Below are 14,130 nucleotides of genomic sequence, written 5' to 3' on the forward strand. Positions count from 1 at the left end.
CCCAGCCCGCAGGAGGAGGAACGCCCGGTGCCTCACGAGCCGCAGCCGCTCGACGAGCTCGACGCCGAAGCGGTGCGCACCTGGAGCTCGCTGGCCTTGGCCTCACTGGGCCGGGCCCGCGAGGACATCGACGCGATCAACGTCTACCCGGTCGCGGACGCCGACACGGGCACGAACCTCTACCTGACCGTCGAATCGGCCGCTCGCGAGGTGGAGGAGACCTGCGCCGCTGTGACCGAGGGAACACCCCCGGTCTCCCTCGGCACGGCGGTACGGGCCTACGCGCACGGGGCCCTGATGGGCGCCCGCGGGAACTCCGGGACCATCCTCGCGCAGCTGCTCCGCGGCATGGCGGACGTCCTCGACGGCGATCCCTCCAGCACCACCACCGGCACTGACACCGGCACCGGCATCGGGCCGGGCGAGCAGCTCGCGCACGCGCTGACCCGGGCCGCCGCCTCCGCCTACCAGGCGGTCGCGCACCCCGTCGAGGGCACCATGCTCACCGTCGCCGACGCCGCGGCCCGGGCCGCCGAGGCCGCGGCCGGCACCCCGGTGGCCGCCGTCGCCCGGGCCGCCTACGACGGAGCCCGCGCGGCCCTGGAGAAGACCCCCGGCCAGCTGGCCGTCCTCGGCCGGGCCGGGGTGGTCGACGCCGGCGGGTTCGGTCTGGTCGCCGTGCTGGGCGCGCTCTGGCAGGCCCTGTCCGGCCAGGAACTCGCCCCCGAACGGGTACCCGGCCGGGCCGTGCCGATGCCGCAGCCCGACGATCCCTGCGCGGCGGAGCACGGCGGACCGGCGTACGAGGTGATCTACCTGCTGGAGGCCGCGGAAGGGGCCGTCGACGGGCTGCGCGAGCGGCTCGACGGGCTCGGGGACTCCCTGGTGGTGGTCGGCGGAGACGGCCTGTGGAACGTACACGTCCATGTCGACGACCCCGGCGCGGCCGTGGAGGCCGGGGTGGACGCCGGCCGGCCGTACCGGATCCGCATCACCCACTTCGGCGACCAGCGGCGCCGGGCTCAGGGCGAACGGGCCCAGCGCGCGGTGGTCGCCGTCGTCGCCGGCGAAGGACTCGCCGGCCTCTGCGGGGAGGCGGGCGCGACCACCGTGCTCGCCCGCCCCGGGCAGCCCCCGGCCGCCGCCGAGCTGGCCGACGCGATCAGGCGGGCGCACGCCCGCGAGGTCGTCCTGCTGCCCAACGACGCCGAACTGCGGGCCGCCGCCACGGCCGCCGCCGAACAGGCCCGGGCCGACGGGGTACGGGTGGCCGTCATCCCGACCCGGTCGGCGGTCCAGGGCCTCGCCGCACTCGCCGTGCACGAGCCCGACGGCAGCTTCGACGAGGACGTGGTCGCCATGACCGCGGCGGCCGGAGCCACCCGCTACGGCGAACTCGCCGTCGCCGAACGCCAGTCCTTCACCTCCGCCGGCATCTGCCAGGCCGGGGACGTCCTCGGCCTGATCGACGGGGACGTCGCCGTGATCGGCGCGGACCTGCCGGAGACCGCCGAGGCGGTCCTGGAACGGATGCTCGGCTCCGGCGGCGAACTGGTCACCCTGGTCCTCGGCCCGGAGCTGCCCGACACCCTCGCCGAACGCCTGGAGGCCTACGTCCGCAACGGCCACCTCGCCGTGGACACCGTCACCTACCGCGGCGGCCGGCACTGCGCACCGCTGCTGATCGGCATCGAGTAGCCCGCTCCGGGCACTGCCGACACCGGGCTGTCGGCGGCATGGTGTGCAATGGAACACGTGCCCGCGCTCGAAGAACCACTGACGAAGACACTCGGCCCCGCCACCGCCAAGGTGCTGGCCGAGCAGCTCGGCCTGCACACGGTCGGCGACCTGCTCCACCACTACCCCAGGCGGTACGCGGAACGCGGCGAGCTGACCTCCCTCGCCGAACTCGCGGACCAGCTCGACGAACACGTCAGCGTGGTCGCCCAGGTCGCCGACGCCCGGATCCTGACCTTCAACGGAGGCCGCGGCAGACGCCTCGAGGTCACCATCACCGACGGCGCCGGCCGGCTCCAGCTGGTCTTCTTCGGCTCCGGAGTGCACAAACCGCACAAGGACCTGCTGCCCGGCACCCGCGCGATGTTCGCCGGCAAGGTGGGGATGTTCAACCGCAAGCTCCAGCTCTCGCACCCCGCGTACGAGCTGCTCGGCGGCGAAGGCTCCGACCGCGAGGCGGTCGACGCCTTCGCGAACCGGCTCATCCCCATCTACCCGGCCTGCGCCAAGCTGGAGACCTGGAAGATCTCCAAGGCCGTGGACGCCGTCCTGCCCAGCGCCGGCGAGGCCGTCGACCCGCTGCCGCCCGCCCTCCGCGAAGGCCGCGGCATGGTCACCCTCCCCGAGGCCCTCCAGAAGATCCACCGCCCCCGCGACAAGGCCGACATCGCCCAGGCCCGCGACCGCCTCAAGTGGGACGAGGCCTTCGTCCTCCAGGTCGCCCTGGCCCGCCGTCGGCACGCCGACACCCAGCTCCCGGCCGTCGCCCGCCGCCCCGCCCCCGGCGGCCTGCTCGACTCCTTCGACGCGAAACTCCCCTTCACCCTGACGGAGGGCCAGCAGCAGGTCTCCCGCGAGATCTTCGAGGACCTCGCCACCGAACACCCCATGCACCGCCTCCTCCAGGGCGAGGTCGGCAGCGGCAAGACCATGGTCGCGCTGCGCGCCATGCTCGCCGTCGTCGACTCCGGCGGGCAGGCCGCCATGCTCGCCCCCACCGAGGTGCTCGCCCAGCAGCACCACCGGTCGGTCACCGAGATGTTGGGCGAACTCGCCGAGGGCGGCATGCTCGGCGGGGCCGAGCAGGGCACCAAGGTGGTGCTGCTCACCGGGTCCATGGGTATGCCCGCCCGGCGCCAGGCACTGCTCGACCTGGTCACCGGCGAGGCCGGCATCGTCATCGGCACCCATGCACTGATCGAGGACAAGGTGCAGTTCCACGACCTGGGCCTGGTCGTGGTCGACGAACAGCACCGGTTCGGCGTGGAACAGCGCGACGCCCTGCGCTCCAAGGGGAAGCAGCCCCCGCACCTGCTGGTCATGACCGCCACCCCCATCCCGCGCACCGTGGCCATGACCGTCTTCGGCGACCTCGAGACCTCCGTCCTGGACCAGCTGCCCGCCGGGCGCTCCCCGATCGCCACCCACGTCGTGCCCGCGAAGGACAAACCGCACTTCCTGACCCGCACCTGGGAACGGGTCCGGGAGGAGGTGGAGAACGGCCACCAGGCGTATGTGGTCTGCCCGCGGATCGGGGACGGCGAGGAGGAGCCGAAGAAGAAGACGGCCGAGGACGACACCGAGAAGCGGCCCCCGCTGGCCGTGCTGGAGATCGCCGAACAACTGCGCTCCGGCCCGCTGGCCGGACTGGCCGTGGAGATCCTGCACGGCCGGATGGACCCCGCCGACAAGGACGAGGTCATGCGCCGCTTCACCGCGGGCGAGGTGAAGGTGCTCGTCGCCACCACCGTCATCGAGGTCGGGGTGAACGTGCCCAACTCCACCGTGATGGTGATCATGGACGCGGACCGGTTCGGTGTCTCCCAGCTGCACCAGCTGCGCGGCCGGGTCGGCCGCGGCTCCGCCCCCGGCCTGTGCCTGCTGGTCAGCGAAATGCCCGAGGCAAGCCCCGCCCGGGCCCGGCTCGCCGCCGTGGCCGCCACCCTCGACGGCTTCGAACTCTCCCGCATCGACCTGGAACAGCGCCGCGAAGGCGATGTGCTCGGCCAGGCCCAGTCCGGCGTCCGCTCCTCGCTGCGCATGCTCGCCGTCATCGAGGACGAAGAGGTCATCGCCCAGGCGAGGGAGGAGGCCACCAGGGTGGTCGCCGCCGATCCGGAACTGGAGCGGCTGCCCGGTCTGCGGACCGCCCTCGAAGCCCTCCTCGACACCGAGCGGGAGCAGTATCTGGAGAAGGGCTGACAATGGGGGTGGCCGCTCAGCCAGGGCGGCTGCCACCCCGCAGACGTGAAGGAACCCAGATGACCCGCGTGATCGCCGGCAGCGCCGGCGGGCGACGGCTGGCCGTGCCCCCCGGCACCGGCACCCGGCCCACCTCGGACCGGGCGCGCGAGGGCCTCTTCTCCACCTGGGAGTCCCTGCACGGCGTGCCCGGGGCCAGGGTCCTCGATCTGTACGGGGGCTCCGGCGCGGTCGGCCTGGAAGCACTCTCCCGCGGTGCCGCCCACACCCTCCTCGTCGAAGCCGAGGCCAAGGCCGCCAAGGCGATCCGGGACAACATCCGCAGCCTCGGGCTGCCCGGGGCGGAGTTCCGGGCCGGGAAGGCCGAGCAGGTGGTGGCCGGCCCCGCGACCGGTGATCCGTACGACATCGTCTTCCTGGACCCGCCGTACTCCGTCACCAGCCAGGATCTTGGCGAGATCCTCCTCACACTCCGGTCCAATGGCTGGCTCACGGACGACGCGCTCGTCACCGTGGAACGCAGCACTCGAAGCGGCGACTTCCCCTGGCCGGACGGGTTCGAGCCGCTCCGCTCCCGGCGGTACGGCGAAGGCACCCTCTGGTACGGTCGCGCCGCTTTCACCAGCGAAGACTCATGAACGAGGGAGTTCAGTTGCGCCGCGCCGTCTGTCCGGGGTCCTTCGATCCCATCACCAACGGACACCTCGACATCATCGGACGCGCCTCGAAGCTGTACGACGTCGTCCACGTCGCCGTGATGATCAACCAGTCGAAGCAGGGGCTGTTCACGGTCGAAGAGCGGATCGAGCTGATCCGCGAGGCGACCGCCGACTACGGCAACGTCGAGGTGGAGGCCTTCCACGGCCTGCTCGTCGACTTCTGCAAGCAGCGCGACATCCCGGCCATCGTCAAGGGCCTGCGCGCGGTCAGCGACTTCGACTACGAACTTCAGATGGCCCAGATGAACAACGGGCTCACCGGGGTCGAAACCCTCTTCGTCCCCACCAACCCCACCTACAGCTTCCTCTCCTCCTCGCTGGTCAAGGAAGTTGCCGCGTGGGGCGGCGACGTCTCCCACCTGCTGCCGCCGCATGTGCACGCGGCGTTGATGGAACGTCTCGGCAACCGCTGACCGGCCGCCGGACCGTCCGGCCTCAGGGCCGGACGGTGTCCCGTGACGGCGGGGTGGCCGTACAGTCGTCCCGTCCGTCTCAGGAACCACCCGAGGCCGAGAGAGTGCGAGCCCGTATGGACGTGCAGAAGAAGCTCGACGACATCGTCGCGGCGGTCGGCAGCGCCCGGTCCATGCCCATGTCGTCCTCCTGCGTGATCAACCGCGCGGAGCTGCTCGAGATGCTCGACGAGGTCCGCCAGGCCCTGCCCGGATCCCTCGCCCAAGCGCAGGAGCTGATCGGCGGCCGGGAGCAGATGGTCGAGGAGGCCCGGCAGGAGGCCGAGCGGATCATCGAGTCGGCGCACGCCCAGCGCGGTTCGCTGATCTCCGACACGGAGGTGGCCCGCCGCTCGCAGAGCGAGGCGGACCGGATCCTGGCGGAGGCCCGCCGGGAGGCCGAGGAGATCCGCGGCGAGGCGGACGACTATGTGGACAGCAAGCTCGCGAACTTCGAGGTCGTGCTGACCAAGACCATCGGCTCGGTGGAGCGCGGCCGGGAGAAGCTGCTGGCCGGCGAGGCCACGGACGAGGGCCATGCGTCGGCGGACGCGTACATCTCCGCCAAGCTCGCTGCCTTCGAGGCGGTGCTCGCCAAGACCCTGGAGGCGGTCGGGCGCGGCCGGCAGAAGCTCCACGGCCGGGTGGCCACGGATGACCTGGGGGCGCACATGGCGGCCCAGGATGCGGCCGGCGTCCCGCAGTCCCGGACCGCGGCCGACGCGGACTTCCTGGCCGCCCTGGCGGCGCCGGACCCGGAGCCGGTGTACGACACGTACGCCTACCAGCAGCAGGACCAGCACCAGCAGCACCAGCAGCAGCCGGATGCGTACGCGTACCAGGACCCGTACGCGGGCTATCCGCAGCAGCACCAGCACCAGCAGCACCAGCAGGCGGATGCCGGCTACGACCCGTACGGCTACCAGCAGCAGCAGCACCAGCAGCCCGACCCGTACGCGGCCTACCAGCAGCAGACCCAGCAGGCGCTGGACGAGACCAGCTTCTTCGACACGGGCATGATCAATCTGGACCAGCTGCGCCAGTACGAGCAGGGGCGATAGCGCCGACCCGACCCGGATTGGGCTCAGAGCGAAGCGCCGGGTATCCTGGCTCTTCGGTCGCGCGTATGCGCCGCCGTCTTGCGTGCCCGAATGCATGCAAAACAATGATCTTCGAAAGCAGGAACGGCCCTGAACACCCGCCTCGACCACCGCAACCCCCTCGTGTTCGATACGCACGAGCTGGGTCGGCGTCCTGGTGCCCTGCAGCGGCTGTCCCGTGAGATCGCGGCTCCGGCGGACTTCGGTCTGGACGGGGTCATCGGGGTACCGGAAGGTGCTCCGGTCCAGCTCGACCTCCGTCTCGAGTCGGTCATGGAAGGGGTGCTTGTCACAGGCACCGCCCGTGCATCGGCCGTGGGGGAGTGCGTAAGGTGTCTGGAGTCCGTGGAGCGCGAGCTCGACACGGACTTCCAGGAGATGTTCTCGTACCCTGACGCCGACGACCGGGGCCGCGCAAAGGCGGAACCGGCCGACGACGCCGAGGACGACGAGGACAGGCTCTACCTCGAGGACGGCCTGTTCGACCTCGAATCCGTGCTGCGGGACGCGGTGGTGCTCGCACTGCCGCTGCAGCCGGTGTGCCGGGAGGACTGTCTCGGTCTGTGCCCCGACTGCGGGGTCAGCCTGAACGACGACCCGGAACACCACCACGATGCCGTCGACATCCGTTGGGCGGCACTGCAGGGACTCGTCGCGACCGATCAGGCCGACGAGAAGGACAACATGAGCGGCGCCGAACCGGGCGTCGACGAGAAGCAGGAGAAGTAGCCGTGGCTGTTCCGAAGCGGAAGATGTCGCGCAGCAACACGCGCCACCGCCGGTCGCAGTGGAAGGCTGCGGTCCCCACCCTGGTTTCGTGCGAGCGTTGCCAGGAGCCGAAGCTGCAGCACATCGCGTGCCCCAGCTGTGGCACCTACAACAAGCGCCAGGTCCTCGAGGTCTGAGCGGCTGGTGAGAGGCGCAATGTCTGAGCTTGCCGGCGATAAGAAGCAGGCAGACAACAGCAACGCGGCCTCGTCCCACACCCTTCTGGAAGGGCGGCTCGGGTATCAGCTCGAGACCGCCCTTCTGGTGCGTGCGCTCACCCACCGCTCGTACGCGTACGAGAACGGCGGTCTGCCCACCAACGAGCGGCTGGAGTTCCTCGGGGACTCCGTGCTCGGCCTGGTGGTCACGGACACGCTGTACCGGACCCACCCCGATCTGCCGGAAGGCCAGCTGGCCAAACTGCGGGCCGCGGTGGTCAATTCGCGTGCGCTGGCGGAGGTCGGGCGCGGCCTCGAACTCGGCTCCTTCATCCGGCTCGGCCGGGGCGAAGAGGGCACGGGCGGCCGGGACAAGGCCTCCATTCTGGCCGACACCCTTGAAGCGGTGATCGGCGCGGTCTATCTCGACCAGGGTCTCGACGCGGCCTCGGAGCTGGTTCACCGGCTCTTCGACCCGCTGATCGAGAAATCCTCCAACCTCGGTGCCGGACTGGACTGGAAGACCAGCCTCCAGGAACTCACCGCGGCAGAGGGCCTTGGCGTGCCGGAATACCTGGTCTCCGAGACCGGCCCGGACCATGAGAAGACCTTCACTGCTGCCGCCCGCGTCGGTGGTGTCTCGTACGGCACCGGCACCGGCCGCAGCAAGAAGGAAGCGGAACAGCAGGCGGCGGAGTCCGCATGGCGCGCGATTCGCGCGGCGGCGGACGAGCGGGTCGCGGCGGAAGCGGCGGCCGTGGCCGCGGCCTCGGCTGCGGCTGCTGCCTCGGTCTCGACCTCGGTTTCGACCGAGGACGCGATCGAGGACGCGACCGTGGACGCGGTCGAGGACGGCGGGGTGCCGACGCCCGCCGACCCGACGCCCGACGCATGAGCTGACCGGCCTTCCTTCGGCTGTCGTTCCGCCCGCCCCGGTACTGCCGGGGCGGGCGGAGTCGTTTTTGGGGTGCCAGTAGGCTCGACGGCGAGCCCCTGAACCGTCCGAGGATCCCGAGGAGACACGCCGTGCCCGAGCTGCCCGAGGTCGAGGTCGTACGGCGGGGCCTGGAGCGCTGGGTGGCCGGGCGGACCGTCGAGGCGGTCGAGGTGCTGCACCCGCGGGCCGTGCGCCGGCACCCGGCCGGCGGCGCCGACTTCGCGGCCCGGCTGGCCGGGCAGACCATCGGCGTGCCGATGCGCCGCGGCAAGTACCTGTGGCTGCCGCTCGCCGGCGCGGAGATGTCCGTGCTCGGGCACCTCGGCATGAGCGGCCAGCTGCTGGTGCAGCCGCAGGACGCACCCGACGAGAAGCACCTGCGGATCCGGATCCAGTTCGCCGACGCCACCGGAACTGAGCTGCGCTTCGTGGACCAGCGCACTTTCGGCGGGCTCTCCCTGCACGACAGCGTTCCCGGCAGCGCCGACGGCCTGCCCGATGTCATCGCCCACATCGCGCGGGACCCGCTGGACCCGCTCTTCGACGAGACCGCCTACCACCTGGCCCTGCGTGCCAAGCGGAGCACCGTCAAGCGGGCGCTGCTGGACCAGTCGCTGATCAGCGGGGTCGGCAACATCTACGCCGACGAGGCGCTGTGGCGGGCCCGGCTGCACTACGAGCGCCCCACGGCTCAGCTCACGCGCCCGCGGAGCGTGGAACTCCTCGGCCATGTCCGGGATGTGATGAACGCGGCCCTCGCGGTCGGTGGCACCAGCTTCGACAGCCTCTACGTCAACGTGAACGGGGAGTCCGGCTACTTCGACCGCTCGCTCGACGCGTACGGGCGGGAGGACGAGCCCTGCCGTCGCTGCGGCACCCCGATGCGCCGCCGCCCCTGGATGAACCGGTCCAGCTATTTCTGCCCGCGCTGTCAGAGGCCGCCGCGCGCCTCGTCGTAACGCTCGCGGGCGTCCAGCACCTGCGGGGTGCTGCCCTCCAGGAAGCGGATCAGGTCCATCAGCCGCTCGGCGACCCCACGGCCCATCGGGGTGAGTTCGTAGTCCACCCGCGGGGGGTTGGTCGGCTGCGCCTCGCGGTGCACGATGCCGTCCCGCTCCAGCGCGTGCAGCGTCTGCGACAGCATCTTCTCGCTCACGCCGTCCACCCGGCGGCGCAGTTCGTTGAACCGGTACGCCCCGTCGTGGAGCGCGGTCACAGTGAGAGTGCCCCAGCGCCCGGTGACGTGTTCCAGGGTCTCCCGGGACGGGCAGGCGCGCGCGAACACGTCGTACGCGAGGTCGGCGCAGGCGCTTTCGGTGCACACGGCTTCGGTGCGGACAGGGGTCTCCATACAGTCCAGCGTACTCCCGGGCAGCGCTAACTCGAAGCTTGCGCTTTCTAAAAGTTAGTGCTTACCTTTTCTCAGCACACCCCACCTGCACCACTTGCCGAGGGAGACCCTCCATGTCCGCGCACACCCCTGTCGTAGCGATCGCCTACCACTCCGGCTACGGCCACACCGCGGTCGTCGCCGAGGCCGTCCGGAACGGCGCCGCCGACGCCGGGGCCACTGTCCACCTGATCAAGGTGGATGAGATCGACGACGCGCAGTGGGAGCTGCTGGACGCTTCCGACGCGATCGTCTTCGGCTCCCCGACCTACATGGGCACCGCATCCAGCGCCTTCCACGTCTTCGCCGAGGCCACCTCGAAGCGCTGGTTCGGCGACGACTGGCAGGACAAGCTGGCGGCCGGCTTCACCAACTCCGCCTCCAAGAGCGGCGACAAGCTGCACACCCTGCAGTTCTTCCAGACCCTCGCCGCCCAGCACGGCATGCACTGGGTCAACCTGGGCCTGAAGCCGGGCTGGAACTCCTCCACGGCTTCGGAGAACGACCTGAACCGGCTGGGATTCTTCTCGGGCGTGGGCGCTCAGACCAACTCGGACCAGGGCGTCGAGGCGGTCCACAAGGCCGACCTCGCCACGGCCGAGCACCTCGGCCGCCGCGTCGCCGAAACGGCCCGCATCTTCACGGCCGGCCGCGCAACGATCGCGGCCTGACCCGGCCTGACCCGGCCGGGGGTCAGAAGCCGAAGTTCTGGGTCCACCAAGGGCCGCCCGCGGCGTCGTACATACCGACGCCCAGGGTGCGGAACTCGCAGTTCAGGATGTTGGCCTTGTGGCCCGGGCTGCCCATCCACACCTTCATGACGGCCGTCGCGTCCCCCTGGCCGCGGGCGATGTTCTCGCCGCCCAGGCCCGAGAGGCCGGCTGCGGCGGCCCGGTCCCACGGGGACTTTCCGTCGGGGTCCGTGTGGCCGAAGAACTTCCGGACCGCCATGTCCTTGCTGAAGGCACCGGCCATCGCCGCCAGCGGCGGGTTCGCCCGGACCGGGCCGCAGCCGGCCGCCGCGCGTTCCACGTTGACCATGTTCAGCACGGCCGCCTCCTCCGCGGAGTGGCCGGTGGGCACGGCCGGCGGGACCGCGGGGGCGGGCTTGGGCTTGGGCTTGGCCTGCGGAGGCTTGGGGGGCTGGACGGGCTTGGCCGGCTGGGGCTTCGAAGGCTTGGGCTGGGCCTGCGTGGGCTTGGGGGCCTGGGGCGGCTTGGGGGCCGGCGGCGGGGTGAGCTTCTTCTCCGGCGCCTTGGTGGCGAGGGTGGGCTTCGGAGCGGGCGTGGGCTTCGCCAGAACCGGAGCCGGAGCCGAAGCCGAGGCCGATGGGGTCGGCTTCGCCGGCGGGGTGGGCTTGGCCGACGGGGTGGCGGAGGCGGCGGCGGAAGCGCGCGGCAAGGTGGAGGCGGTGGCGGAGGCCGACCGGCCGCTCTCGCCGGCGTCGGCCGGAGCGCGCCCCGGCAGGTTGGCCAGGCCGCCCTGCTGCTGGAGGTCGCTCACCGGAGCGGGCTCGGGCTTCGCCTTCGCCTCGCTCTTCTGTCCGGCGCCGCTCTCGATGCCGACGTACGGAAAGGCATTGCCGACCGGTACCAGCCCGGTGGTCACGGCCGCCGTTCCCAGGGCAGCCGCAATGGACACGCCGAGGAGACCGTTGCGTACGGCGGTGCCGCCGCGCTTGGCGTGCGGCGGCGCGGGCAGTCGGTGACGTCCCATGCGGCGGTGCCTTCCAAGATCGTCCGTTACTCACCCAAATGGGTGAGTTCATTGGTCGGCGACTGTACGCCAATGAGCCGCCGGGGTGATGCACGCGGAACGGGACTGCCCGGATAGCGTTCGCGCATGAACGAAGACGTCCGGCTGACGGCATGGGTACGCGGCCGTGTACAGGGAGTGGGCTTCCGCTGGTTCACCAGGGCCAATGCACTGGAGATCGGCGGACTGACCGGCTTTGCCCTCAATCTCGACGATGGTCGAGTGCAGGTTGTGGCCGAAGGGCAACGTGAGAATTGCCACCGGCTGCTCGACTGGCTGCGATCTTCCGACACGCCCGGGCGGGTGGACGGGGTGACAGAGATCTGGGGAACGCCCCGCGGCGGCTACGACGGTTTTGGGATTCGATGATCATGCACTGATCTGCGTATACGTTGCCGGGCGCGGTGTTCCGTGGAAGGCTCGGAGACGTGGACGATCTCCGGACCCGGGCCGTGGGCCGTGAGAAGGCCGGGCTGCCCGCCGATACGGGGCGTGATCGTGTTGACCGTCAAACTTTTTGGTGAGACGCTGGAAGCCCCGCGCATCTGGGCTGTTTGGCAGTGTTGGCAGTAGTAGCGCAGTGGCTGACAGTCGCTGCCGGACACCGCGGGTGCGATTCCCTCACGACCCACACCGCTTCGGTCGGTCACTCAGTGTGGAGGACCATCCATCATGGCAAAGGCGCTTCTCGGTTACGTCGGCGGTTCCGACCCGCGACTCCTCGCCGAGATGCGACGGCTTCAGCAGCGCGTCCAGGACCTCGAGTCCGAGCTTGTACGGATTCAGTCCGAGAACGACGCGCTGACCGCCGCCGCTCAGCACGGAGACTCGCTGCTGGACAGCATCGACATCGACGTACCCCAGGCGGAGCCTGCGCTCACCTGACCCGCGCTCTCGTCGCTTGACTCCAGCCCCGTTTGATCTGAATAGGGACGCCCCGGCGTCCCTTCTTTCTTTCTTCGTTTTCTCGCTGCCGTCTTTCCCCCGCCGACTCGTCCCCGCGGTGATCCACGCGCGGGGCGGATTTCTTTTAACGTCTGTTGTGCCCTGCACCTTCATGGGTGAAACCGAACGTGAAAGGTAGAGTCCGGCGGCGTGCACCTCAAGGCCCTGACCCTGCGTGGCTTCAAATCCTTTGCCTCCGCCACCACCCTGCGCTTCGAACCCGGCATCACCTGTGTGGTGGGCCCGAACGGTTCCGGCAAGTCCAATGTGGTGGATGCGCTGTCCTGGGTCATGGGAGAACAGGGCGCCAAGTCCCTGCGCGGCGGGAAGATGGAGGACGTCATCTTCGCCGGCACCACCGGCCGTCCGCCGCTGGGCCGCGCCGAGGTGTCCCTGACCATCGACAACTCCGACGGCGCCCTGCCGATCGACTACGCCGAGGTCACCATCACGCGGATCATGTTCCGCGGTGGCAGCAGCGAGTACCAGATCAACGGCGACACCTGCCGGCTGCTGGACATCCAGGAACTGCTGTCGGACTCCGGCATCGGCCGCGAGATGCACGTCATCGTCGGCCAGGGCCAGCTGGACTCCGTCCTGCACGCCGACCCGATGGGACGCCGGGCCTTCATCGAGGAGGCGGCGGGCGTCCTGAAGCACCGCAAGCGCAAGGAGAAGGCGCTGCGGAAACTGGACGCGATGCAGGCGAACCTGGCGCGCGTACAGGACCTGACCGAGGAACTCCGGCGGCAGCTGAAGCCGCTGGGCCGGCAGGCGGCGGTGGCCCGCCGGGCCGCCGTCATCCAGGCCGATCTCCGGGACGCCCGGCTGCGGCTGCTCGCCGACGACCTGGTCACCCTGCGGGCCGCGCTGGACGCGGAGATCGCGGACGAGACGGCGCTGAAGGAACGGAAGGACGCGGCGGAAGCGGAACTGGCCCTGGCGCTGCGGCGCGAGGCCACCCTCGAAGCCTCGGTCCAGGAGCTCGCCCCCCGGCTCCGGCAGGCCCAGGAGACCTGGTACGAGCTGTCGCAGCTGGCCGAACGGGTGCGCGGCACGGTCTCCCTCGCGGACGCCCGGGTCAAGAGCGCGACCGCCCCGGCGGAGGAGGAGCGGCGCGGGCGCGACCCGGAGGACCTGGAGCGGGAGGCGGCCCGAATCCGGGAGCAGGAAGCCGAGCTCACCGCCGCGCTGGAGGCCGCGACCCGGGCCCTGGAGGACACCGTCGCGCACCGCGCCGAGCTGGAACGGACCCTCGCGGACGAGGAACGCCGACTGCGCGATGCCGCCCGGGCGATCGCCGACCGGCGGGAAGGACTGGCCCGGCTGACCGGCCGGCTGGGCGCGGCCCGGTCGCGGGCCGGCGCCGCGCAGGCGGAGATCGACCGGCTGGTGGCGGCCCGGGACGAGGCGGAGACCCGGGCGGTGGCCGCGCAGGAGGAGTACGAGGCGCTGGCCGCGGAGGTCGGGGCGGCGGACGGGGACACCGACGCGGAGGCTGCCCACGAGGCGGCGCGGGCGGACCTGGCCGAGGCGGAGGCGGCGCTGGGCGCGGCGCGGGACGCGGTCGCGGCGGCGGAGCGCTCCCGGGCGGCGGTCTCCGCCCGACACGACGCACTCGCGCTGGGGCTGCGCCGCAAGGACGGCACGGGCGCGCTGCTGGAGGCCCGGGAGCGGCTGGCCGGCCTGCTGGGTCCGGCGGCGGAACGGCTGTCGGTGGCCCCGGGGTACGAGGTCCCGATCGCGGCGGCGCTGGGGGCGGCGGCGGATGCGGTGGCGGTGAACTCGGCGTCTTCGGCGGCCATGGCGCTGCGGCACTTGCGGGCGGCTGATGCGGGGCGGGCCACGCTCTTGATCACCCCGGCGTCACCCCGACCCGGCACGTGGTGGACCAGCTGGCCTCGGGGAAGGCGGCGGCGCGCGGCGAGGAGGCGCGGCGGCGGGTGGCGGAGCTGAGCGAGCGGGAG

14 protein-coding genes and 1 pseudogene are annotated in these 14,130 nt (G+C 71.4%); 13 read left to right on the top strand and 2 right to left on the bottom strand.

The features are described 5' to 3' along the window. Positions 1-27: 27 nt before the first annotated feature. From ABT123_RS34885 to mutM, 9 genes are all read left to right on the top strand, one after another. The gene (locus ABT123_RS34885) at positions 28-1,698 is read left to right on the top strand and encodes a DAK2 domain-containing protein (protein ID WP_351322137.1); all 1,671 of its coding nucleotides are present in this window, start codon (positions 28-30) and stop codon (positions 1,696-1,698) included. A gap of 48 nt (positions 1,699-1,746) precedes the next feature. Next, the gene (recG, locus tag ABT123_RS34890; protein WP_351322139.1) at positions 1,747-3,939 is read left to right on the top strand and encodes an ATP-dependent DNA helicase RecG; all 2,193 of its coding nucleotides are present in this window, start codon (positions 1,747-1,749) and stop codon (positions 3,937-3,939) included. Between the two features lie 59 nt (positions 3,940-3,998). Further along, positions 3,999-4,577 carry a 16S rRNA (guanine(966)-N(2))-methyltransferase RsmD gene (gene rsmD, locus ABT123_RS34895; protein WP_351322141.1) on the top strand — a complete coding sequence of 193 codons (579 nt, stop codon included), beginning with the start codon at positions 3,999-4,001 and terminating at the stop codon, positions 4,575-4,577. A gap of 14 nt (positions 4,578-4,591) precedes the next feature. After that, positions 4,592-5,071 (top strand): pantetheine-phosphate adenylyltransferase, encoded by a 480-nt coding sequence (coaD, locus tag ABT123_RS34900; RefSeq protein WP_351322158.1) that lies wholly within the window; start codon positions 4,592-4,594, stop codon positions 5,069-5,071. A 116-nt stretch (positions 5,072-5,187) separates the two neighbouring features. After that, on the top strand, positions 5,188-6,171 hold the full coding sequence (locus ABT123_RS34905) for a cell division initiation protein (RefSeq protein WP_351322143.1): 984 nt from the start codon (positions 5,188-5,190) through the stop codon (positions 6,169-6,171). Positions 6,172-6,300: 129 nt separating this feature from the next. Beyond that, positions 6,301-6,939, top strand: coding sequence for a YceD family protein (locus ABT123_RS34910; protein WP_351322160.1), 639 nt, complete (start codon positions 6,301-6,303; stop codon positions 6,937-6,939). A 2-nt stretch (positions 6,940-6,941) separates the two neighbouring features. Beyond that, a complete protein-coding gene (gene rpmF, locus ABT123_RS34915; protein ID WP_003965982.1) occupies positions 6,942-7,115 on the top strand; it encodes a 50S ribosomal protein L32 in 174 nt (57 codons plus the stop codon). Positions 7,116-7,134: 19 nt separating this feature from the next. Continuing rightward, positions 7,135-8,031, top strand: a complete 897-nt coding sequence (gene rnc, locus ABT123_RS34920; RefSeq protein ID WP_351322145.1) for a ribonuclease III — start codon at positions 7,135-7,137, stop codon at positions 8,029-8,031. Positions 8,032-8,162: 131 nt separating this feature from the next. Continuing rightward, entirely contained in the window at positions 8,163-9,032 is an 870-nt protein-coding gene (gene mutM, locus ABT123_RS34925) for a bifunctional DNA-formamidopyrimidine glycosylase/DNA-(apurinic or apyrimidinic site) lyase (protein WP_351322147.1), read from the top strand. Here mutM and ABT123_RS34930 read toward each other — a convergent pair. Beyond that, complete coding sequence (locus ABT123_RS34930) at positions 9,005-9,424, bottom strand: winged helix-turn-helix transcriptional regulator (RefSeq protein ID WP_351322149.1); 420 nt, start codon at positions 9,422-9,424, stop codon at positions 9,005-9,007. The genes mutM and ABT123_RS34930 overlap by 28 nt on opposite strands. A gap of 113 nt (positions 9,425-9,537) precedes the next feature. Here ABT123_RS34930 and ABT123_RS34935 point away from each other — a divergent pair, with 113 nt between their 5' ends. Continuing rightward, a complete protein-coding gene (locus ABT123_RS34935) occupies positions 9,538-10,134 on the top strand; it encodes a flavodoxin family protein (RefSeq protein WP_351322151.1) in 597 nt (198 codons plus the stop codon). A 22-nt stretch (positions 10,135-10,156) separates the two neighbouring features. On the opposite strand, the gene ABT123_RS34940 is transcribed toward ABT123_RS34935, so the two are convergent. After that, positions 10,157-11,179, bottom strand: coding sequence for a CAP domain-containing protein (locus tag ABT123_RS34940; RefSeq protein WP_351322153.1), 1,023 nt, complete (start codon positions 11,177-11,179; stop codon positions 10,157-10,159). 126 nt (positions 11,180-11,305) lie between these two features. Between ABT123_RS34940 and ABT123_RS34945 the strand changes: the two genes are divergently transcribed. The 3 genes and pseudogenes from ABT123_RS34945 to ABT123_RS34955 all read left to right on the top strand — a co-directional run. Next, a complete protein-coding gene (locus tag ABT123_RS34945; RefSeq protein WP_351322155.1) occupies positions 11,306-11,587 on the top strand; it encodes an acylphosphatase in 282 nt (93 codons plus the stop codon). A gap of 303 nt (positions 11,588-11,890) precedes the next feature. Further along, on the top strand, positions 11,891-12,103 hold the full coding sequence (locus ABT123_RS34950; RefSeq protein ID WP_150207136.1) for a hypothetical protein: 213 nt from the start codon (positions 11,891-11,893) through the stop codon (positions 12,101-12,103). Positions 12,104-12,313: 210 nt separating this feature from the next. Next, positions 12,314-14,023: pseudogene (locus tag ABT123_RS34955) on the top strand (chromosome segregation SMC family protein); the annotation flags it as partial. Between the last annotated feature and the right edge of the window lie 107 nt (positions 14,024-14,130).

The organism is Streptomyces sp. NPDC002054 (assembly GCF_040296685.1).
Lineage (GTDB): Bacteria > Actinomycetota > Actinomycetes > Streptomycetales > Streptomycetaceae > Streptomyces.

Coding starts and splice junctions, on each gene's coding strand:
- recG (WP_351322139.1), top strand. CDS start 1,747: ATGGAACACGTGCCCGCGCTCGAAGAACCACTGACGAAGACACTCGGC.
- ABT123_RS34905 (WP_351322143.1), top strand. CDS start 5,188: ATGGACGTGCAGAAGAAGCTCGACGACATCGTCGCGGCGGTCGGCAGC.
- ABT123_RS34935 (WP_351322151.1), top strand. CDS start 9,538: ATGTCCGCGCACACCCCTGTCGTAGCGATCGCCTACCACTCCGGCTAC.
- ABT123_RS34940 (WP_351322153.1), bottom strand. CDS start 11,179: ATGGGACGTCACCGACTGCCCGCGCCGCCGCACGCCAAGCGCGGCGGC.
- ABT123_RS34945 (WP_351322155.1), top strand. CDS start 11,306: ATGAACGAAGACGTCCGGCTGACGGCATGGGTACGCGGCCGTGTACAG.
- ABT123_RS34930 (WP_351322149.1), bottom strand. CDS start 9,424: ATGGAGACCCCTGTCCGCACCGAAGCCGTGTGCACCGAAAGCGCCTGC.
- rnc (WP_351322145.1), top strand. CDS start 7,135: ATGTCTGAGCTTGCCGGCGATAAGAAGCAGGCAGACAACAGCAACGCG.
- ABT123_RS34950 (WP_150207136.1), top strand. CDS start 11,891: ATGGCAAAGGCGCTTCTCGGTTACGTCGGCGGTTCCGACCCGCGACTC.
- rsmD (WP_351322141.1), top strand. CDS start 3,999: ATGACCCGCGTGATCGCCGGCAGCGCCGGCGGGCGACGGCTGGCCGTG.